Source organism: Enterovibrio sp. QJM3NY_24, from assembly GCF_057786035.1.
The window spans coordinates 1-18,510 of the sequence record NZ_CM173519.1; the positions used below are offsets into that span (position 1 = coordinate 1).

14 protein-coding genes are annotated in these 18,510 nt (G+C 47.7%); 7 read left to right on the forward strand and 7 right to left on the reverse strand.

What is annotated here, in order from left to right:
- The 4 genes from dnaA to gyrB are packed head-to-tail and all read left to right on the forward strand — an operon-like array spanning nt 1 to nt 6,012.
- Nucleotides 1–1,389, forward strand: coding sequence for a chromosomal replication initiator protein DnaA (gene dnaA, locus AC3CIC_RS00005; protein WP_016961801.1), 1,389 nt, complete (start codon nt 1–3; stop codon nt 1,387–1,389).
- Nucleotide 1,390: 1 nt separating this feature from the next.
- Nucleotides 1,391–2,491, forward strand: a complete 1,101-nt coding sequence (gene dnaN, locus AC3CIC_RS00010; RefSeq protein WP_016961800.1) for a DNA polymerase III subunit beta — start codon at nt 1,391–1,393, stop codon at nt 2,489–2,491.
- A 1-nt stretch (nt 2,492) separates the two neighbouring features.
- The gene (gene recF / locus AC3CIC_RS00015) at nt 2,493–3,575 is read left to right on the forward strand and encodes a DNA replication/repair protein RecF (protein WP_488515063.1); all 1,083 of its coding nucleotides are present in this window, start codon (nt 2,493–2,495) and stop codon (nt 3,573–3,575) included.
- Between the two features lie 19 nt (nt 3,576–3,594).
- Nucleotides 3,595–6,012: a DNA topoisomerase (ATP-hydrolyzing) subunit B gene (gene gyrB, locus AC3CIC_RS00020; RefSeq protein ID WP_026024077.1), complete on the forward strand. Its 2,418-nt coding sequence runs from the start codon at nt 3,595–3,597 to the stop codon at nt 6,010–6,012.
- A gap of 381 nt (nt 6,013–6,393) precedes the next feature.
- Here gyrB and AC3CIC_RS00025 read toward each other — a convergent pair whose 3' ends face one another.
- The 3 genes from AC3CIC_RS00025 to glyQ all read right to left on the reverse strand — a co-directional run bounded on the left by AC3CIC_RS00025 (nt 6,394) and on the right by glyQ (nt 10,931).
- On the reverse strand, nt 6,394–7,644 hold the full coding sequence (locus AC3CIC_RS00025; protein ID WP_488515064.1) for a valine--pyruvate transaminase: 1,251 nt from the start codon (nt 7,642–7,644) through the stop codon (nt 6,394–6,396).
- Nucleotides 7,645–7,930: 286 nt separating this feature from the next.
- Complete coding sequence (gene glyS, locus AC3CIC_RS00030) at nt 7,931–10,012, reverse strand: glycine--tRNA ligase subunit beta (protein WP_488515065.1); 2,082 nt, start codon at nt 10,010–10,012, stop codon at nt 7,931–7,933.
- 1 nt (nt 10,013) lies between these two features.
- A complete protein-coding gene (gene glyQ, locus AC3CIC_RS00035; RefSeq protein ID WP_016961795.1) occupies nt 10,014–10,931 on the reverse strand; it encodes a glycine--tRNA ligase subunit alpha in 918 nt (305 codons plus the stop codon).
- 364 nt (nt 10,932–11,295) lie between these two features.
- Between glyQ and AC3CIC_RS00040 the strand changes: the two genes are divergently transcribed.
- Both AC3CIC_RS00040 and AC3CIC_RS00045 read left to right on the forward strand, forming a co-directional pair.
- Complete coding sequence (locus tag AC3CIC_RS00040) at nt 11,296–11,853, forward strand: TMEM165/GDT1 family protein (protein WP_488515066.1); 558 nt, start codon at nt 11,296–11,298, stop codon at nt 11,851–11,853.
- Nucleotides 11,854–11,951: 98 nt separating this feature from the next.
- On the forward strand, nt 11,952–12,215 hold the full coding sequence (locus tag AC3CIC_RS00045) for a hypothetical protein (RefSeq protein WP_017005042.1): 264 nt from the start codon (nt 11,952–11,954) through the stop codon (nt 12,213–12,215).
- Between the two features lie 57 nt (nt 12,216–12,272).
- Here AC3CIC_RS00045 and tusA read toward each other — a convergent pair whose 3' ends face one another.
- Nucleotides 12,273–12,518 (reverse strand): sulfurtransferase TusA, encoded by a 246-nt coding sequence (tusA, locus tag AC3CIC_RS00050; protein WP_026024078.1) that lies wholly within the window; start codon nt 12,516–12,518, stop codon nt 12,273–12,275.
- Between the two features lie 395 nt (nt 12,519–12,913).
- Between tusA and AC3CIC_RS00055 the strand changes: the two genes are divergently transcribed.
- On the forward strand, nt 12,914–13,855 hold the full coding sequence (locus AC3CIC_RS00055; RefSeq protein ID WP_488515067.1) for a LysR family transcriptional regulator: 942 nt from the start codon (nt 12,914–12,916) through the stop codon (nt 13,853–13,855).
- Between the two features lie 57 nt (nt 13,856–13,912).
- On the opposite strand, the gene acuI is transcribed toward AC3CIC_RS00055, so the two are convergent.
- The 3 genes from acuI to fadB form a co-directional block, all read right to left on the reverse strand.
- Complete coding sequence (gene acuI, locus AC3CIC_RS00060; protein WP_488515068.1) at nt 13,913–14,893, reverse strand: acrylyl-CoA reductase (NADPH); 981 nt, start codon at nt 14,891–14,893, stop codon at nt 13,913–13,915.
- A 196-nt stretch (nt 14,894–15,089) separates the two neighbouring features.
- Complete coding sequence (fadA, locus tag AC3CIC_RS00065; RefSeq protein WP_394213381.1) at nt 15,090–16,253, reverse strand: acetyl-CoA C-acyltransferase FadA; 1,164 nt, start codon at nt 16,251–16,253, stop codon at nt 15,090–15,092.
- Nucleotides 16,254–16,286: 33 nt separating this feature from the next.
- Complete coding sequence (gene fadB / locus AC3CIC_RS00070) at nt 16,287–18,452, reverse strand: fatty acid oxidation complex subunit alpha FadB (protein ID WP_488515069.1); 2,166 nt, start codon at nt 18,450–18,452, stop codon at nt 16,287–16,289.
- Between the last annotated feature and the right edge of the window lie 58 nt (nt 18,453–18,510).

Below are 18,510 nucleotides of genomic sequence, written 5' to 3' on the forward strand. Positions count from 1 at the left end.
GTGTCATCTTCGCTTTGGTTGCAGTGCCTTCAGCGCCTTCAAGAGGATCTCCCTGCAACAGAATTCAGCATGTGGGTTCGACCGCTTCAGGCGGAGTTAAATGACAATACCTTGACTTTGTTCGCGCCAAACCGTTTCGTTTTAGATTGGGTTCGCGATAAATACCTGAATAGTATCAATCAGTTATTGAATGAGTTTTGCGGTAATGACGTGCCCATGCTGCGCTTCGAAGTCGGCAGTAAACCTGTCGCATCCGTGACACGACCGAGTCAGCCTGTTGCCCCCGTGCCAGCTGCACCCGTCGCAAGACCTAGCGTAGGCCGTACTTGGGAGCCTGCGCCTTCACCGGTTCAATCTGACGCTAACCATCGCTCAAATGTTAACCCTAAACACAAGTTCACCAACTTTGTTGAAGGTAAATCTAACCAATTAGCACTGGCGGCAGCTCGCCAAGTGGCTGATAACCCTGGCGCTGCGTACAACCCGCTTTTCCTATATGGCGGTACAGGCTTGGGTAAAACGCACTTGTTGCACGCGGTGGGTAATGCCATTAGCGATCGCAAGGCAGATGCACGTGTGGTTTACATGCACTCAGAACGTTTTGTTCAAGATATGGTGAAAGCACTACAAAATAATCAGATTGAAGAATTTAAGCGCTACTACCGCAGTGTTGATGCGTTGCTGATTGATGACATCCAATTTTTTGCCAATAAAGAGCGTTCTCAGGAAGAGTTTTTCCACACCTTTAATGCGCTTCTCGAAGGCAACCAGCAAATCATTCTGACGTCTGATCGTTACCCTAAAGAGATCAATGGGGTAGAAGACAGGTTAAAGTCCCGCTTTGGTTGGGGTTTGACCGTTGCGATAGAGCCGCCAGAATTAGAAACACGCGTGGCGATTTTGATGAAGAAAGCGGAAGGGCATAACATTCGTCTGCCTGATGAAGTGGCGTTCTTTATTGCCAAACGTCTGCGGTCTAATGTTCGTGAGCTCGAAGGTGCGCTTAACCGCGTGATAGCGAATGCTAACTTCACCGGTCGTGCCATCACCATTGATTTTGTTCGTGAAGCCCTACGTGATTTGCTGGCTTTGCAAGAAAAGCTCGTTACTATCGATAATATTCAGAAGACAGTCGCTGAGTATTATAAAATCAAGATGGCGGATTTATTATCCAAACGTCGCAGTCGCTCTGTTGCACGTCCTCGTCAGGTCGCGATGGCCTTGTCGAAAGAGCTGACAAACCACAGTCTTCCTGAAATTGGTGATGCATTTGGTGGCCGAGATCATACTACTGTACTTCATGCGTGCCGAAAGATTGAACAGCTGCGCGAAGAAAGCCACGATATAAAAGAAGATTACTCAAACTTGATCCGGACTCTGTCGTCTTAATATGAAATTTATTATTACTCGTGACCAATTTTTGAAACCCTTGCAACAGGTCTCTGGTGCGCTAGGGGGACGACCAACGCTGCCGATCCTTGGCAACATTCTATTGAAAGTGCAGTCCGGCCAGTTGTCGATGACTTGTACTGATTTGGAAGTAGAGTTGATTGCTGCGATTTCGCTAGATGGCGAATCAGAAGATGGTGCAGTGACAGTACCATCCCGTAAGTTCCTCGACATCTGTCGCGGCTTACCAGATAGCGCGCCGATTAACTTCTTGGTGGAAGGTGACCGCGCTGTTATCCGTTCAGGGCGCAGTCGTTTTACTTTATCAACGCTACCTGCTTCTGATTTCCCTAACATTGAAGATTGGCAGAGCAGTGTCGAATTCACTGTTGAGCAAGGCAAGTTGCGTCAGTTGATTGAAAGCACCTCGTTTTCCATGGCTAATCAGGATGTACGTTACTTCCTAAACGGCATGTTATTGGAAACGGATGGCACAACATTGCGCTCCGTCGCGACAGATGGTCACCGTATGGCGGTCGGTATCACTGCACTGGAAAGCGAGCTGGAAAATCAGCAAGTTATTGTCCCTCGTAAAGGGGTGACAGAGTTGATGCGTCTTCTTGATCAGCCGGAAGCGCCCGTTACCATCCAGATTGGTAGTGCAAACATTCGTGCTCAGGTGAATCAGTTTATCTTCACCTCTAAGTTGGTTGATGGCCGTTTCCCTGATTACAGACGCGTGTTGCCGCAATCATCAAACAAAACGATGGAAGCGGATTGTGACGAACTACGTCAAGCGCTGTCTCGTGCCGCCATTTTGTCGAATGAGAAATTTCGAGGTGTTCGTCTTAATTTAAGTAACGGGCAACTACGCATTTCTGCGCATAACCCTGAGCAGGAAGAAGCGGAAGAGTTCGTGGATGTGAATTACCAGGGCGACGATCTCGAGATCGGATTTAACGTTAGTTATGTGATTGATGTACTCAACACGCTGAAGTGCGAGCAAGTGCGTTTTTCAATGACAGATGGAACCGCGAGTACGCTGGTTGAAGATGCTAGCCGTGATGATGCCATGTACGTGGTGATGCCGATCCGTCTTTAATATGGCACTGTCCAGATTATCTATTCATGATCTGAGAAATATTGAAGCCTGTGACCTTAGCCTGTCATCAGGCTTCAATTTTCTTGTTGGTCCTAATGGCAGCGGAAAAACCAGTGTACTAGAGGCGGTGTATTATCTTGGTCATGGTCGCTCTTTTCGCAGTCCGTTAACGGGACGCGTTATCCGATATCAGCAAGATAGATTGGTCGTGCACGGTCGTGTTACCAATCCCGATACCGATGCCTTGTTGCCCGTAGGGCTTCAAAAATATCGTGACGGTTCTACCGATGTGAAAATCGGCGAAGAAAAAGGGCAAAAGCTGGTTCAGTTGGCTGAAGTGCTACCGATGCAACTTATCACCCCTGAAGGGTTTGAGTTGCTGACAGGTGGACCTAAGTTTCGTCGGTCGTTTATCGATTGGGGCGTGTTCCATGTGGAACCTCAGTTTTACCCTGTTTGGTCTCGTGTTAAACGGTTGACCAAGCAGCGCAATGCGCTATTAAAAACAGCAAGAAATTATCGCGAGCTGAGTTATTGGGATGCCGAGTTGGCACCACTAGCGAATCAAATTGATCAGTGGCGACGCGAGTACATTAGTAAGTTGGCTGAACGCGCATCGACATTGTGTCAGGCTTTTTTGCCTGAATATGAAATTAAGCTGAGTTATACACGAGGCTGGGACAAAGACACCGATTATGCTGAATTGCTGAAAGATAACTTCCTTCGCGATCAACAACTCGGTTATACCGTCAGTGGTCCACATAAGTCTGATTTACGCCTGCGTATAAATAATACGCCAGTGGAAGATGTGCTCTCTCGAGGGCAGCTAAAACTGATGGTATGCGCATTGCGTCTGGCGCAAGGGCAACAGCTTACCGAAGACAAAGGTAAGCAATGTATTTATTTGATAGATGACTTTGCGTCGGAGCTGGATAGTCAGCGTCGGGCGCTCTTGGCCGCGCAGTTAAAGGCCACAGGTGCTCAGGTATTTGTTAGTGCCATTAGTGCCGATCAGGTCGCTGAAATGTGCGACGAAAATAGTAAGATGTTTCATGTGGAACACGGTAAAATAGCCGCAGAATAAAATAAGCGAGAGTAACTCAATGTCCAACAATTACGATTCATCGAGTATCAAGGTACTCAAGGGTCTGGATGCGGTAAGAAAGCGTCCGGGGATGTATATCGGTGATACTGACGACGGTACCGGTTTGCACCACATGGTCTTTGAGGTCGTCGATAACTCTATCGATGAAGCTCTCGCTGGTCACTGTAGCGATATTTCGGTAACTATCCATGAAGATGGTTCAGTATCCGTTAAAGATGATGGTCGCGGTATTCCTGTCGATATCCATGAAGAAGAAGGCGTGTCAGCGGCTGAAGTTATCATGACGGTACTTCACGCGGGTGGTAAGTTCGATGACAACTCTTACAAGGTATCAGGCGGCCTTCACGGCGTGGGCGTGTCAGTGGTTAATGCACTGTCTGAAAAGCTTGAATTGACCATTTGGCGTCATGGCCATATCTATCAGCAAATTTACGTTCATGGTGTGCCACAAGCACCATTAGCGCCGATTGGTGATACGGACGAAACGGGAACTCGCATCCGTTTCTGGCCAAGTGACCAAACCTTTACTGATCTTCTCTTCCATTATGACATTCTGGCTAAACGCTTACGCGAACTGTCATTCTTGAACTCTGGCGTATCAATTCGTTTGAACGATGAGCGTGAAGAAGACAAGCATGATCACTTTACCTATGAAGGTGGTATTCGCGCATTCGTAGAACACTTGAACCGCAACAAAACGCCAATTCACCCATCTGTGTTTCATTTCGAACATGAGCGTGAAGATGGTGTGACGGTTGAAGTTTCAATGCAGTGGAACGATGGCTTCCAAGAAAATATCTACTGCTTTACGAATAATATTCCTCAGCGTGATGGTGGTACTCACCTTGCCGGTTTCCGAGCAGCGCTGACCCGTACGCTTAATAGCTACATGGAAAAAGAAGGCTACTCGAAAAAAGCCAACGCCGCGACGTCTGGAGACGATGCGCGTGAAGGTTTGACTGCGGTTGTTTCGGTAAAAGTGCCTGATCCTAAATTCTCTAGCCAGACCAAAGACAAACTGGTGTCTTCTGAAGTGAAGTCAGCGGTTGAGTCGGCAATGAACGAGAAATTGGGTGAATTCCTAATTGAAAGCCCACAAGACGCCAAGATTGTCTGTAGCAAAATCATTGATGCAGCTCGTGCTCGTGAAGCCGCGCGTAAAGCACGTGAAATGACTCGCCGTAAGGGCGCGTTAGATCTGGGTGGCTTGCCAGGTAAGCTTGCTGATTGCCAAGAAAAAGACCCTGCACTTTCTGAACTATATATTGTGGAAGGGGACTCTGCTGGCGGTTCAGCCAAGCAGGGACGTAACCGTAAGAACCAAGCTATCCTGCCTCTGAAAGGTAAGATCTTGAACGTTGAGAAAGCACGTTTCGACAAAATGCTTTCTTCTCAAGAAGTGACCACACTCATCACGGCCATGGGCTGTGGTATTGGTCGCGATGAATACAACCCAGATAAGCTGCGTTATCACAGCATCATCATCATGACCGATGCCGATGTCGATGGGTCGCACATCCGTACGCTACTGTTAACCTTCTTCTATCGCCAGATGCCTGAGCTGATTGAGCGTGGTTACATCTATATTGCTCAGCCGCCACTTTACAAGGTGAAGAAGGGCAAGCAAGAGCAGTACATCAAAGATGATGAGGCGATGGAGCAATATCAAGTTGCGCTGGCGCTTGAAAATGCGTCTTTGTATGTTAACCAAGATGCACCTGCACTTGGCGGTGTTGCTCTTGAGTCGCTGATCAAGCAATACAATGGCGTGATGAAACTAATCGCACGTATGTCACGTCGTTACCCATCAGCCTTGTTGAATGAGTTGGTTTACCAACCGCGTTTACCTGTTGATTCATTGCAAGACGAGTCAGCGGTACAAGCATGGATTGAAAAAATCGCTGCAGTACTGAATAAGAATTCGTCGGGTGAAAGCCAATACAGCTCAGTGGTTAAATTTGACGAAGAGCGCAACGCCTACCAACCAGAGCTGGTCGTTCGTACCCATGGTGTTGTTCATGAGTATCTGATCAGTTATGACCTACTCAATTCAAAAGAGTACGGACGTATTGCTGATTTGGCAGAAGCGCTTGATGGTCTGCTTGATGACACAGCGTACATTCAACGTGGCGAACGTAAGCAGCCGGTTAAGAGTTTTGCTGACGCACTTGCATGGCTTATTAAAGAATCGAACCGAGGTCTCTCTCGCCAACGCTATAAAGGTTTGGGTGAGATGAACCCCGATCAGCTTTGGGAAACCACGATGGATCCAGAGTCACGCCGTATGTTGCGTGTAACGATTCAAGATGCAGTTGCCGCGGATGAATTGTTCACTACCCTGATGGGTGACCACGTTGAACCACGTCGTGCATTTATTGAAAACAATGCGCTTAAAGTGGCCAACTTGGACGTGTAGACACGTCGAGCTACGTAAAATCTGAGTACCTAACGCCGCTTATGCGGCGTTTTTTTTGCGTAGCGTTATGTGGTGATGCAAGTGTATGAAAAATATAGATATAACCTCATGCTGAATGATGGATATCTACATTCAAGTGAAATTGTGTAAGAAAGGTGTGTTCTATCGCGTCATGATATTTATATTCTTATCGTGTTTTGGCTAAATGATTGATGAGACTTGATGGGGATTCTGTGTTCATCGATGTTTCATTGAGCGAGGGCCAAAGATAGACAGGGTTTGAAACAATAAAATGCCCGCACGATTGGCGGGCTATTTATTCAGAACAGCTGGTGGTATCAATTGAAGATTAATTGTTCCACGTGAAACATCACCTTAGCGTTAGGATTCGCTATACGCTTTTTCAATCTCTTCTTTTAGGATTTCTACCCCACGCTGTATCTTCTCATCATCCTGAACATAGTTCATTCGCAAGCACTCGTGAGTATGGCTCCAATCCATTTCTGATCCGATAAAGAAGTATTCCCCAGGTACAATAAGTAAGCCACGTTCCTTTAATCGGCGATACAATTCTTTGGTTGTGATTGGTAAACCTTCAAACCATAGCCATAGGAAAATCGCGCCTTCGGGTTTATGAATTTTGAACCTTGGATCGGGTATTGCTTGTTGAAGTAGTTCGATACTTCTCAATGCTTTTGCATGATAGAAGGGCTTTATTACATCCTTACTCAGACGCAGTAGATCACCAGACTTGATCATTTCCAGAGCAAGTGCTGGGCCAACACCACACGGAGATAGGCTCACAATACCATTGATGTTGGTTAATGCTGTGATGGTCTCTTCGTTCGCGATGATGATGCCACAACGCACACCGGGCAGTCCGAGTTTAGATAGGCTTGAGCATAATATGGTGTTGTCATTCCAAAACGGCTTAACATCTTCAAAGATGATGTTTGGGAAAGGAACACCATAAGCATTGTCGATGATAAGCGGAATGTTGTGCTTACGGGCAAGCTTATCAAGCTCTTCTACTTCTTCGTCTGTGAGCACGTTTCCTGTTGGATTCGTTGGACGTGAGGCGCATATCGCACTGATCGAATCATCGATCTCAAGTGCTGAAAAATCGACATGGTACTTAAACTGGCGATTGTCTAAGTACTCGATAGTCGGTTTTAGGCTCGTAAAAATATCAGGGTCTAAACCAGCATCGGCATAGCCAATATATTCAGGTGTCAGAGGCAGAAGTATCTTCTTAAAGCTACCATCATCATATTTACCACCGAACAGATTGAACAAGTAGAAAAATGCACACTGGCTGCCGTTAGTGAGCATGATATTTTTGCTGCTTATCTGCCAACCAAACGTCTTATTGAGAAGCTCAGCCAGCGCTGCGATAAACTCAGTCTTTCCCTGCGGGCCATCATAATTAGAGAGGGCAGCAACAAGCGACCCATCTTCTAGCATTTTTTGGCTGAGTTGTTCGAAATGCTCAATCATCTCAGGAATAGCGGCTGGGTTTCCGCCACCTAGCATAATGGCATCAGGGTTTCTTAGGCCGTCGTTCAGGTCATCCATCAACTGGGTTATACCTGAGTGTTGGGAAAATTTTGTCCCGAAAGTTGAAAACTGCATACCTGTAAGACCTTTCGTTATATCTATTCAATCCTTGTGTTATAGCAGTCAACATACAGTAATCAGTGCACAAAATGAACGTGCAAATTTGGCTGAGTTTTATCGAGGATATGAAGCGATGAGTATCATTCGGCCGTGGACTTCTCGGTGGTAATGTTTCACGTGGAACATTGAATGTGAAACGAAAGTGTTGATGTGCGATAGATAGAAAAAAGCCCCGCGAGAGCGGGGCTAGATTAGCGTATTAAATCGACTAACTTGTGCAGCGACTTAATCTGTTTTTCGTCTATTTCTGCAGTAAAGAGATGTCAGCAACATTCATAAATTGACTACGTAAGGTACTTAGCAAAGCAAGACGGTTCGCTTTAAGCGCTTCATCTTCTGCCATTACCATCACGTTATCAAAGAAGTTATCGACAGGCTCGCGAAGGTCAGCCAATTGCGTCAGCGCCGTTTGGTAGTCACCAGCAGCAAACATCGGCGCTAGGTCGTTAACCAATGCAGTGACTTTTTCAGCCAATGCCTTCTCTGCATCTTCTACTAGAAGGTTTGCATTGATAGACGCGGGTAGCTCACCGTCAAATTTCGCGAGGATGTTACCAACACGCTTGTTTGCAGCAGCCAAAGACTCAGCAGCATCCAGTGAACGGAAGTGAGTCACGGCCTTAACGCGCTGGTCAAAGTCAGCCGGTTGCGTTGGGCGTCGAGCAAGAACAGCTTGAATTACATCAACGCTATGACCTTCATCTTGATACCAGGCGCGGAAACGACCCAGCATGAAGTCGATAACCTCAGACTCAACATTGTCGTTAGTCAGGCGGGTGCTTCCGTCTTCTTGTTCAAACAAAGACTTTGCTTTCGCCACAAGGTCGACCAGATCGAGATCGTAACCGTACTCAACGATAATACGAAGCACACCCAGTGAAGCACGGCGAAGTGCAAACGGGTCAGAGCCTTTAGGCGCTTGTCCAATACCGAAAATACCAACAAGGGTATCAAGCTTATCTGCCATAGATACTGCGGCAGACACACCATCGCTTGGCAGATCATCGCCAGCAAAACGCGGCATGTATTGCTCGTTCAGCGCAACAGCAACTTCTTCAGCTTCACCGTCATGACGCGCATAGTGCATACCCATCACGCCTTGTGTCTCGGTAAACTCAAAGACCATTGAGGTCATCAAGTCACACTTAGACAGCAGGCCTGCGCGCTGCGCTTTTTCGACATCGGCGCCAATCTTGTCAGCGATGTAGCCAGCAAGCTCAGTGATGCGGTCAGTCTTGTCTTTAATGGTACCAAGCTGCTTCTGGAAAATAGCGGTTTCCAGTTGTGGCAGGCGATCAATCAAAGGGCGTTTGCGGTCAGTATTAAAGAAGAATTCTGCGTCAGCGAGGCGAGGGCGAACGACTTTCTCATTACCTTCGATAACATGACGAGGTTCTTTCGACTCGATGTTCGAGACGAAGATAAAGTTCGGCAGCAGTTGCTTGTCTTCGCTATAAACAGGGAAGTACTTCTGATCGCCTTTCATGGTGTAAACCAATGCTTCAGCTGGAACCTTCAAAAATTCTTCTTCGAAGGTTGCAGTCAGCACTACTGGCCACTCAACCAAGGAGGTGACTTCTTCGACCAAGTCATCTTCAAGGTCGGCGATACCACCCACTAATTCTGCGGCTTTCTTTGCATCGGCAATGATGATGGCTTTACGTTTGTCGTAGTCGGCCATGACTTTACCGCGCGTCTCCAAAATCTCTGGGTACTGATCGGCATTGTCGATGGTGAACTCCGCTTCACCCATAAAACGGTGACCGCGGATAGTACGGCCCGACGCCACTCCCATAATGCTGCCTTCGATCAATTCGTCGTCGAGCAGAATGGTTAGGGTTTTAACCGGACGGATAAACTGGGTGTCTTTGTCACCCCAACGCATTGGCTTGGCGATAGGCAGGTTAGCCAGTGCCTTATCAGCCAGTGCTACCACGATAGATTTAGTGTCTTGGCCTTTCACGTCTTGTTTGAACAGCAGCCATTCGCCTTTGTCAGTTTTCAGACGTTCGGCTTGGTCAGCGGTAATTCCACAACCACGCGCCCAGCCTTGAGCGGCTTTGGTCGCGTTTCCTTCGGCATCGAATGCCGCAGAAACGGCAGGGCCACGCTTTTCAACTTGCTTGTCAGCTTGTTGCTCAGCCAGCGCTGTCACTTTCAATGCCAAGCGGCGAGGAGAGGCAAACCACGTAACGCCTTCGTGCGTCAGTTCAGCGTCTTTAAGCTCTTGCTCAAAATTCACTGCAAAGGCTTCTGCCAGTGTACGAAGTTGTGTTGGTGGTAACTCTTCAGTACCTAACTCAATCAGGAAATTCTTTGCCATTTTACTTCTCCTCATCCTTTTTCAGCATCGGGAAGCCAAGCGCTTCACGAGAGGCGTAATACGCTTCAGCAACAGCTTTAGTCAGGTTGCGAATTCGTAGGATGTAACGCTGACGCTCAGTCACCGAGATGGCCTTGCGTGCGTCGAGAAGGTTGAATGCATGACCCGCTTTTAGAATGCGCTCATAGGCAGGAAGCGGCAGTGGCTTCTCAAGCTCAAGCAGGGTTTTACATTCTTTTTCGCACTGATCGAAGTAAATGAACAGGAAGTCCACATCAGCGTGTTCAAAGTTATACGTCGATTGTTCAACTTCATTTTGATGGAAGATGTCGCCATACGTGACTTTGCCAAATGGGCCATCTGTCCAAATCAGATCGTAGACAGAATCTACATCTTGAATGTACATCGCTAAACGTTCTATGCCGTAGGTGATTTCGCCTGTAACAGGCTTACACTCTAGGCCGCCAACTTGTTGGAAGTAAGTAAACTGTGTCACTTCCATGCCGTTCAGCCACACTTCCCAACCAAGACCCCAGGCACCCAATGTCGGGTTTTCCCAGTTGTCTTCTACGAAGCGGATATCATGTACTTCTGGATCAATGCCCAAAACACGTAACGAACCCAAGTACAGCTCCTGAATATTGTCAGGAGACGGCTTCATGATGGTTTGGAACTGATAATAGTGTTGCAGGCGGTTAGGGTTTTCACCGTAACGGCCATCAGTCGGACGACGTGAAGGTTGAACATAGGCTGCTGCAATTGGCTCGGGGCCGATAGCACGCAGACAAGTCATTGGATGAGAGGTGCCAGCACCTACCTCCATGTCGAGAGGTTGTACGATAGTACAACCTTGTTGGGCCCAGTAATCCTGCAGCGCGAGGATCATGCCCTGAAAAGTTTTAACGTCGAATTTATGCATCGTCAGGTTCGCGCGGTTATGTAAATGAATGGAAAATAACACGAGATTATAACGCGCTAAACGAGGGATAAGTAGCGCTGATGGCGGTTTTTTGTCCGTCTAACGTTATAGGAGCGACGGAACTCGAAAGGGAGAAATTTAGGGCATTGAGTTTTTGAATGATTTGACGATAGAATGCGCGCGCTCTTGGGGAGTAGTCTCTCGCGCCAGCGAGGCCATTATCAACATATTTGAAGCCCATCTTCATGGTAATGGCGACATACGACAACGTAGGTTTGACGAGACCAATGACACATCACACGAACCGGGCGGGGCGTGAGATCTGTCATGGTTATCGATAATAAACCCTGCCCCGGAAGACAGTATGAGCGTTCTAGCAATCTCTATCACCACCGTCGCATTGGCGGAAATTGGTGATAAAACACAACTCCTTTCACTGCTATTAGCAAGCCGTTACCGTAAACCTGTACCTATCATTCTTGCAATTTTGTTTGCTACCTTGTTGAACCACGCCATAGCCGCTTGGTTAGGTGTTGTTGTGGCAGACTATTTAACGCCGGACGTATTGCGTTGGGTGCTGATCGCGAGCTTTGCGGCAATGGCACTTTGGATTTTGATCCCGGATAAACTGGATGATGATGAAAACCCATCCAGTAGGGGTCCGTTTGTGGCCAGCTTTATTGCTTTTTTTATCGCTGAAATGGGTGACAAAACCCAGGTGGTGACCACAGTGTTAGGGGCACAAAATAGCGATGCGCTGACAATGGTGGTGATTGGTACAACGATTGGTATGTTACTGGCTAATGTGCCAGTCGTGCTTCTGGGTAAAAAAGCTGCTAATGCATTGCCACTGAATGTCGTACGGTATGTTACGGCGGGTCTGTTTGCTGTGCTTGCAATAACCACATACGCAATGGGATAGACACAAGAACAGTAATGGAATATGTGAGTCTTTCGACAATCAAATTGCATGTTTAATGGTAATTTGAAACAGGTTAAATGGTGATTGAGGAGCATGTTATGGACAGGTTTCAAGTGATCAGCCCCAAAAGCCAATTATGGCTGTTTCACGTTGCATTAGTCTTGAATATCCTGGGTATGGTTTTAACAGACATGTGGCTACCCATGGTTGTTGGTGCCATAGTAACCACTTACTTATCGGTTGATGCAATGATACGTGTTCGCTATGTGTTTCCCTTGAAAAAGGCGATTCGAGAGCTCGAACATGAGAACGCCTTGTTAAGGCAAAAAATCAGCGATGTTCAACAGACGCCACCCTACTGACAAACAGAAAAAAGGCAGCCAATGGCTGCCTTTTTTATGGGCGTTTCGTACTATTTGCTACAAACCTTTGCGGATCAGATATCGGTAAGGGAGCGTATCTGATTCTTGTGCAATCAGTGTGTGATCCATAAAGCGACAAAAGCTTGGGATATCACGAGTGGTAGACGGGTCATCTGCGGTCACCAGCAACGTTTCACCGTCAGACATATTACGGATTGTCTTCCTGACCATCATGACAGGTTCAGGACAGCGCAGACCTTCTGCGTCTAAAAGGTGATCCGGACTTCCAAATTCTGAATTCATTTTCTCGCGTCACACAAAAAACATCGACCTGATCATACTTATGAAGAACAAATAATCAACAGGGCTTGGAATTGTAAAAAACCTGTGTAGATTAATTAACAAGTTGTTAACGAAGGTGCTCGATATTACTGAGCAAAGCGAAGCAGCTTGGCTAACTCACTCATCGACTACACTCACTACCCAGTTTTCTTGGGCTTCCCCGCTTTAATGCGGGATTTTTTTACCTGTTACTTTTGCCTCTTGCTTTAGCAATCGTGCAGAAACGATAGGTAATAAATAATCTCGGTATCACTCAGCGCTTCATGGTGTTTTCTGGCAAAGCTTACCACCACATTTACCGATATCAACGCGTTGGTCAGGTATAATCGCTAAACATACCATTTGTTAGGCTGCCTATGGAACTTGAAGATATCTATCGCCGTGACCTTAACTTGCTTATCGCGCTTCGCGTGCTGCTTGAAGAAGGAAGCGTAAGCAAAGCGGCTATTCGTTTGAGCTTGAGTCAGTCTGCGATGAGTCGAGTACTGGGGCGCTTAAGAAACTTAACGAATGATCCGCTGTTTACAAGACACGGTCAGCAGCTTATACCCACGCAGAAAGCGCTAGAGCTTAATCAATCGTTGACCGTGCCATTAGATGCGCTGCGAACCGTGCTATCCCCTGAAGAATTTGACCCGGCTAAATGCGCGCAAAAATTTAAAATTGCGACGACGGATTATGCAATGCAAACTATCTTGCCATTTGCTTTGCCGCGTATTTACGAGGAAGCGCCGGGTTTGTCGCTAGAGTTTGCACCGCTTCACCATGAACAGTTGGTGCGTCAATTGACTACCGATGGCTGTGATATGGCTATCTGCCGTCCAACAGGCAGAGTAGATCCATTACAATCTGACACCCTCGGCTTGGTGAGTGTGTTTTGCTTAGTAGCAAAGCATCATCCATTGGCGGATAAAACACTGACATTGGATGACTACTTATCCTACCCACATGCAGTGATTGCCATCAGTGATGGTGTAAAAGCTCTTATTGATATTGCATTGCGTGGTCATCCAGCGCCAAAACTCGCACTTCGCGCTTATCATCTTGAAGCGGCTATCGCTATGCTTGATAGCCTTCCTTTGATTATTACGGTGCCCGCTGATCTAGCCTATTTGGTGGGGGATAAGCATGATCTGGTGATCAAGCCTTTACCGTTTGAATTTAAACCTTTTGATTATTCGTTGATCTGGCACCCAAGATCGGATCATTCGGCTTCACAGATCTGGCTCCGGAATTTGATTAAAGAAGAGTGCGGCAGGCTGATATCTAGTCGGATAAAAGATATGGGCTTGGGGTAAACGTAGAAAAAAACAAAACGGAGCACTAGGCTCCGTTTTGTTTGTATGGAAAGGGTATTACAGCTTAATCACGACGCGTCCGGTGATCTGACCGAGGGTGATCGCTTCTGCTGCCTTTGCAACTTCTTCGAGTGAAATCTCGCGGCAGCCTTGGTCGTAATAACTTGCTGGAAGCAATTCGGCGATGCGCTTCCATGCTTTTTGGCGACGCTCATATGGTGCGTTAACCGAATCCACACCCAACAGTTTTACACCACGTAGAATGAATGGCATCACGGTAGTAGGGAGATCGAAGCCGCCTGCCAAACCACAAGCTGCAACAGCGCCGTCATAGTGAGTTTGCGCCAATACTTTTGCCAGCATCTTGCTTCCGACGGTATCAATGGCACCTGCCCATAGTTGTTTTTCCAACGGACGATCTGGTTCATCAAACTCACTGCGCTCTACAATGCGTGATGCACCTAGTGATTTCAGCCACTCACCGTTTTCACTAGCACGACCTGTTACGGCCGCTACTTGATAACCAAGTACGCCAAGCAGAGTAACAGCAACTGAGCCTACGCCACCACTTGCGCCAGTTACTAATATCTCACCTTTTTCAGGTGTAATACCGGCATCTTGAAGGGCTTGAACACACAACATGGCAGTAAGGCCTGCTGTACCAATTTTCATGGCTTGATCGCCAGACAATGCTTCTGGAAGAGGCACCAACCAATCAGCGTTTAAACGCGCTTTCTGCGCCATTCCGCCCCAATGGCCTTCACCTACACCCCATCCGGTGAGAACGACTTTTTGACCGACGGTATAGCGAGTGTCTGATGATTCGGCAACAGTGCCGGTTAGATCAACGCCTGGCACCATAGGGAAATCGCGGACGATTCGCCCTTTACCTGTGATCGCAAGGCCATCTTTGTAGTTCAGCGATGAATAGTCGACGTCGATAAGCACGTCGCCTTCAGGTAGTTGACTGACATCAAGTTGTTGAATCGATGCGGTGGTAACTTTGTCTGCTTGCTCTAGTACAAGTGCCTTAAACATGGCGAGTCCTCCGGAAAGGGGAAGAAAAATAGAAGGTTATCAATATGCCTACAGTGTAGAACCAAATAGGCCATGAAAATAATGAAACTAACTCATCTTATCTATGCGTTCAGTGCATATATAACAAAAAAACAGAATGAGAAATAGAAAAGCCGGAGAAATTTCCCCGGCTTTTTGTGTTTGGTGAGGGTGGCGTTTAGACGCGTTCGAAAACAGTCGCGATGCCTTGACCCAAACCGATGCACATGGTTGCAAGGCCCATTTCTACATCATTGTGTTCCATTAGATTGATAAGCGTAGTCGAGATCCGCGCCCCAGAGCAGCCGAGCGGGTGACCGAGCGCAATGGCACCGCCATTGAGGTTCACTTTCTCATCGACCTTGTCGAGTAGGCCGAGATCTTTGGCACATGGCAATGATTGCGCAGCAAAGGCTTCGTTTAGTTCAACCATGCCGATATCGTCAATGGTTACACCAGCACGCTTTAATGCTTTGTGGCTAGCAGGAACAGGACCGTATCCCATGATAGACGGATCGCAACCAGCGACTGCCATTGAGCGAATACGTGCACGAATTGGCAAACCGAGTGCCTTGGCTCTCTCTTCGCTCATCACCAACATGGCGGCAGCGCCATCTGATAGAGCCGAAGATGTACCTGCTGTGACGGTACCATTTACCGGATCAAACACTGGGCGCAGACCCGAAAGGGTTTCAACCGTGGTCTCAGGGCGGATAACTTCGTCGTTTTCCATCAGAATCAAACCGCCTTTGTCATCATGGCCTTCGGTCGGCATGATTTCATTTTTAAAGCGGCCTTCGAGTGTAGCTGCATAGGCACGTCGATGTGAACGTGCGGCGAACTCATCTTGCTGCTCGCGGCTAATGCCATGAATGCGGCCAAGCATTTCTGCAGTCAAACCCATCATGCCTGCGGCTTTGGCAACGGACTTTGACATCCCTGGATGGAAATCAACACCGTGGGTCATTGGGACATGACCCATATGTTCAACACCACCAATCAAGCAAACATTGGCATCACCGACCATGATGGCACGCGTGGCATCATGCAGGGCTTGCATGGATGAACCACAAAGACGATTGACGGTTGTTGCGGCAACCGAATGCGGAATGCCTGCCAGCAGCGCAGCATTTCGAGCAATGTTGAAACCTTGCTCTAGGGTTTGTTGCACACAACCCCAGTAGATATCTTCAATCTCGGTGGGGTCGAGTTGTGGGTTTCGGGCTAGAAGAGATTGCATTAGGTGCGCAGATAAATCTTCCGCACGAACATTACGGTATGCGCCGCCTTTTGAGCGACCCATTGGGGTTCGAATACAATCGACAATCACGACGTTTTTCATGGTGTTTCCCTCTTAATCTTGATCCGTATGGTGTTAGGCTGACTGTCGTTGGGCATCGTAATACCCTTCGCCTTTGGTCGCTTTATCGCGCAGGCCTTGTGGTATTTCATAGGCCGGACCAAGATCTGCCAGTTTGTCTGCCATTGCGACGTAATTTGCCAATCCAATCGTATCTAGATAGCGGAAAACACCACCACGGAATGGAGGGAAGCCTAGGCCATAGACCAGTGCCATATCTGCTTCTTGTGGAGTGGCAATGATACCTTCTTCTAGGCAGCGAACGACTTCATTGATCATCGGCACCATCATGCGATTGATTATTTCTTCATCGCTATAATCTGTGTTTTTGCCAACCACGGTAGACAACAACGGCGATACTTCCGCGTCCACGTCTTTCTTTGGCTTACCTTTTCGATCTATCGAGTATTGATAGAAACCCAATCCGTTTTTCTGCCCAAAACGTTGTTGCTCGAACATGACGTCAACGCCGTCGCGATAATTTTTCGCCATACGCGTTGGGAAACCCTCTGCCATTACCGCTTGGGCATGGTGAGCGGTATCAATGCCTACCACATCCAGCAGATATGCCGGTCCCATTGGCCAACCGAATTTCTTCTCCATCACTTTATCTATCTTGGTGAAGTCAGCGCCATCACGAAGCAATAAGCTAAAGCCAGCAAAGTACGGAAACAGTACACGGTTGACGAAGAAGCCCGGACAATCGTTAACAACGACTGGGCTCTTGCCCATTTTGGCAGCGTAAGCAACAACGCGAGAAATGGTTTCGTCTGATGTGTCTTTACCGCGAATCACTTCGACCAACGGCATGCGGTGCACGGGGTTGAAGAAGTGCATACCGCAGAAGTTCTCTGGACGCTTTAACGATTTGGCGAGCAAATCGATAGGAATGGTAGAGGTGTTCGACGTGAGTACGGCATCTTCGCTGATCAAGCTTTCGACTTCACTTAAGACGGCTGCTTTGATTTTCGGGTTTTCGACCACAGCTTCTACGATGACGTCAGCTTGCTCAATACCCGCGTAATGCAGGCTAGGCGTAATAGAAGCAAGAACGTCTGCCATTTTTGAACCATTAATACGGCCACGCTCTAGCTGTTTGTTGAGTAGTTTTGAGGCTTCCTTCATGCCCATCTCCAGCGATGATTGACTGATGTCTTTCATCAATACCGGAACGCCACGACTTGCGGATTGGTAAGCAATGCCGCCACCCATGATGCCCGCGCCCAATACGGCGGCGTGATGAGTCTCTTTCCCTTCTTTCGCCGCTTTTTTGGCTTTAGACTTTAGGAATTGGTCGTTAAGGAACAGGCCAACCAAAGCTTGGGTTACAGGACCTTTTACGAGTTTGACGAAGTGTTTGCTTTCAATCAGTAGCGCTTCGTCGCGATTTGCGCGGGATGCTTCTTCTATCGCAAGGACGGCGGCCATTGGTGCGGGATAATGCGCACCTGCAACTCGCGCCACCATACCTTTCGCCATGGTGAAGCTCATGGTTGCTTCCATTTTGTTAAGCTGAAGCGGCGCTTTTTTCTGTTCGCGGCGTTTTTCCCAATCGAGCTTGCCGTCAATGGCTTGTGTAATGAGTCGTATAGCTGCATCACGTAAATCATCAGGTGCGGTGACTGCATCAACCAAGCCTAGTTTGAGAGCAGCAGGGGCTTTGCTTTCTTTACCTGCCGTGATGAGTTCCATGGCGGTATCGGCACCAACGAGGCGTGGCATACGAACGGTGCCACCAAATCCTGGGATGATGCCTAGCTTGGTTTCAGGCAGACCAATACGCGCCGTGGTATCGGCGATACGGAAATCTGTCGACAAGATACATTCACAACCGCCGCCAAGGGCAAAACCGGCAATAACAGAAACGGTCGGGAAGGGAAGATCTTCGATTCTTGAGAAGACACTGTTTGCATCAGCAATCCATTTTGCCAGATCTTCGTCAGGGCTTGAAAACATGTCCAAGAACTCAGTGATGTCTGCACCGACAACGAAGGTCGACTTGGCGGATGTCAGCAAAAGACCACGTACATCTGTTTCTGATTCGAGTGCGCTCAGTGCATCCGCTAAGCTTTTTAGCGTCGCACGATCAAACTTATTGACGGAACCTGGTGCGTCGAGGTTGAGTTCCGCGATGCCATCTTCCAGATAGCGTACGGACAGAGTGTCACCTTGGTAAATCATGTTCTATCTCCGTATTGCCAGCTCTGCGTCTGGTATTTGGTTTACCGTTAAGTAGGGA

Coding starts and splice junctions, on each gene's coding strand:
- AC3CIC_RS00025 (WP_488515064.1), bottom strand. CDS start 7,644: ATGCAGTTTTCAACTTTCGGGACAAAATTTTCCCAACACTCAGGTATA.
- acuI (WP_488515068.1), bottom strand. CDS start 14,893: ATGTTTAAGGCACTTGTACTAGAGCAAGCAGACAAAGTTACCACCGCA.
- AC3CIC_RS00040 (WP_488515066.1), top strand. CDS start 11,296: ATGAGCGTTCTAGCAATCTCTATCACCACCGTCGCATTGGCGGAAATT.
- fadA (WP_394213381.1), bottom strand. CDS start 16,253: ATGAAAAACGTCGTGATTGTCGATTGTATTCGAACCCCAATGGGTCGC.
- AC3CIC_RS00055 (WP_488515067.1), top strand. CDS start 12,914: ATGGAACTTGAAGATATCTATCGCCGTGACCTTAACTTGCTTATCGCG.
- gyrB (WP_026024077.1), top strand. CDS start 3,595: ATGTCCAACAATTACGATTCATCGAGTATCAAGGTACTCAAGGGTCTG.
- dnaN (WP_016961800.1), top strand. CDS start 1,391: ATGAAATTTATTATTACTCGTGACCAATTTTTGAAACCCTTGCAACAG.
- glyQ (WP_016961795.1), bottom strand. CDS start 10,931: ATGCATAAATTCGACGTTAAAACTTTTCAGGGCATGATCCTCGCGCTG.
- glyS (WP_488515065.1), bottom strand. CDS start 10,012: ATGGCAAAGAATTTCCTGATTGAGTTAGGTACTGAAGAGTTACCACCA.
- tusA (WP_026024078.1), bottom strand. CDS start 12,518: ATGAATTCAGAATTTGGAAGTCCGGATCACCTTTTAGACGCAGAAGGT.
- AC3CIC_RS00045 (WP_017005042.1), top strand. CDS start 11,952: ATGGACAGGTTTCAAGTGATCAGCCCCAAAAGCCAATTATGGCTGTTT.
- recF (WP_488515063.1), top strand. CDS start 2,493: ATGGCACTGTCCAGATTATCTATTCATGATCTGAGAAATATTGAAGCC.
- fadB (WP_488515069.1), bottom strand. CDS start 18,452: ATGATTTACCAAGGTGACACTCTGTCCGTACGCTATCTGGAAGATGGC.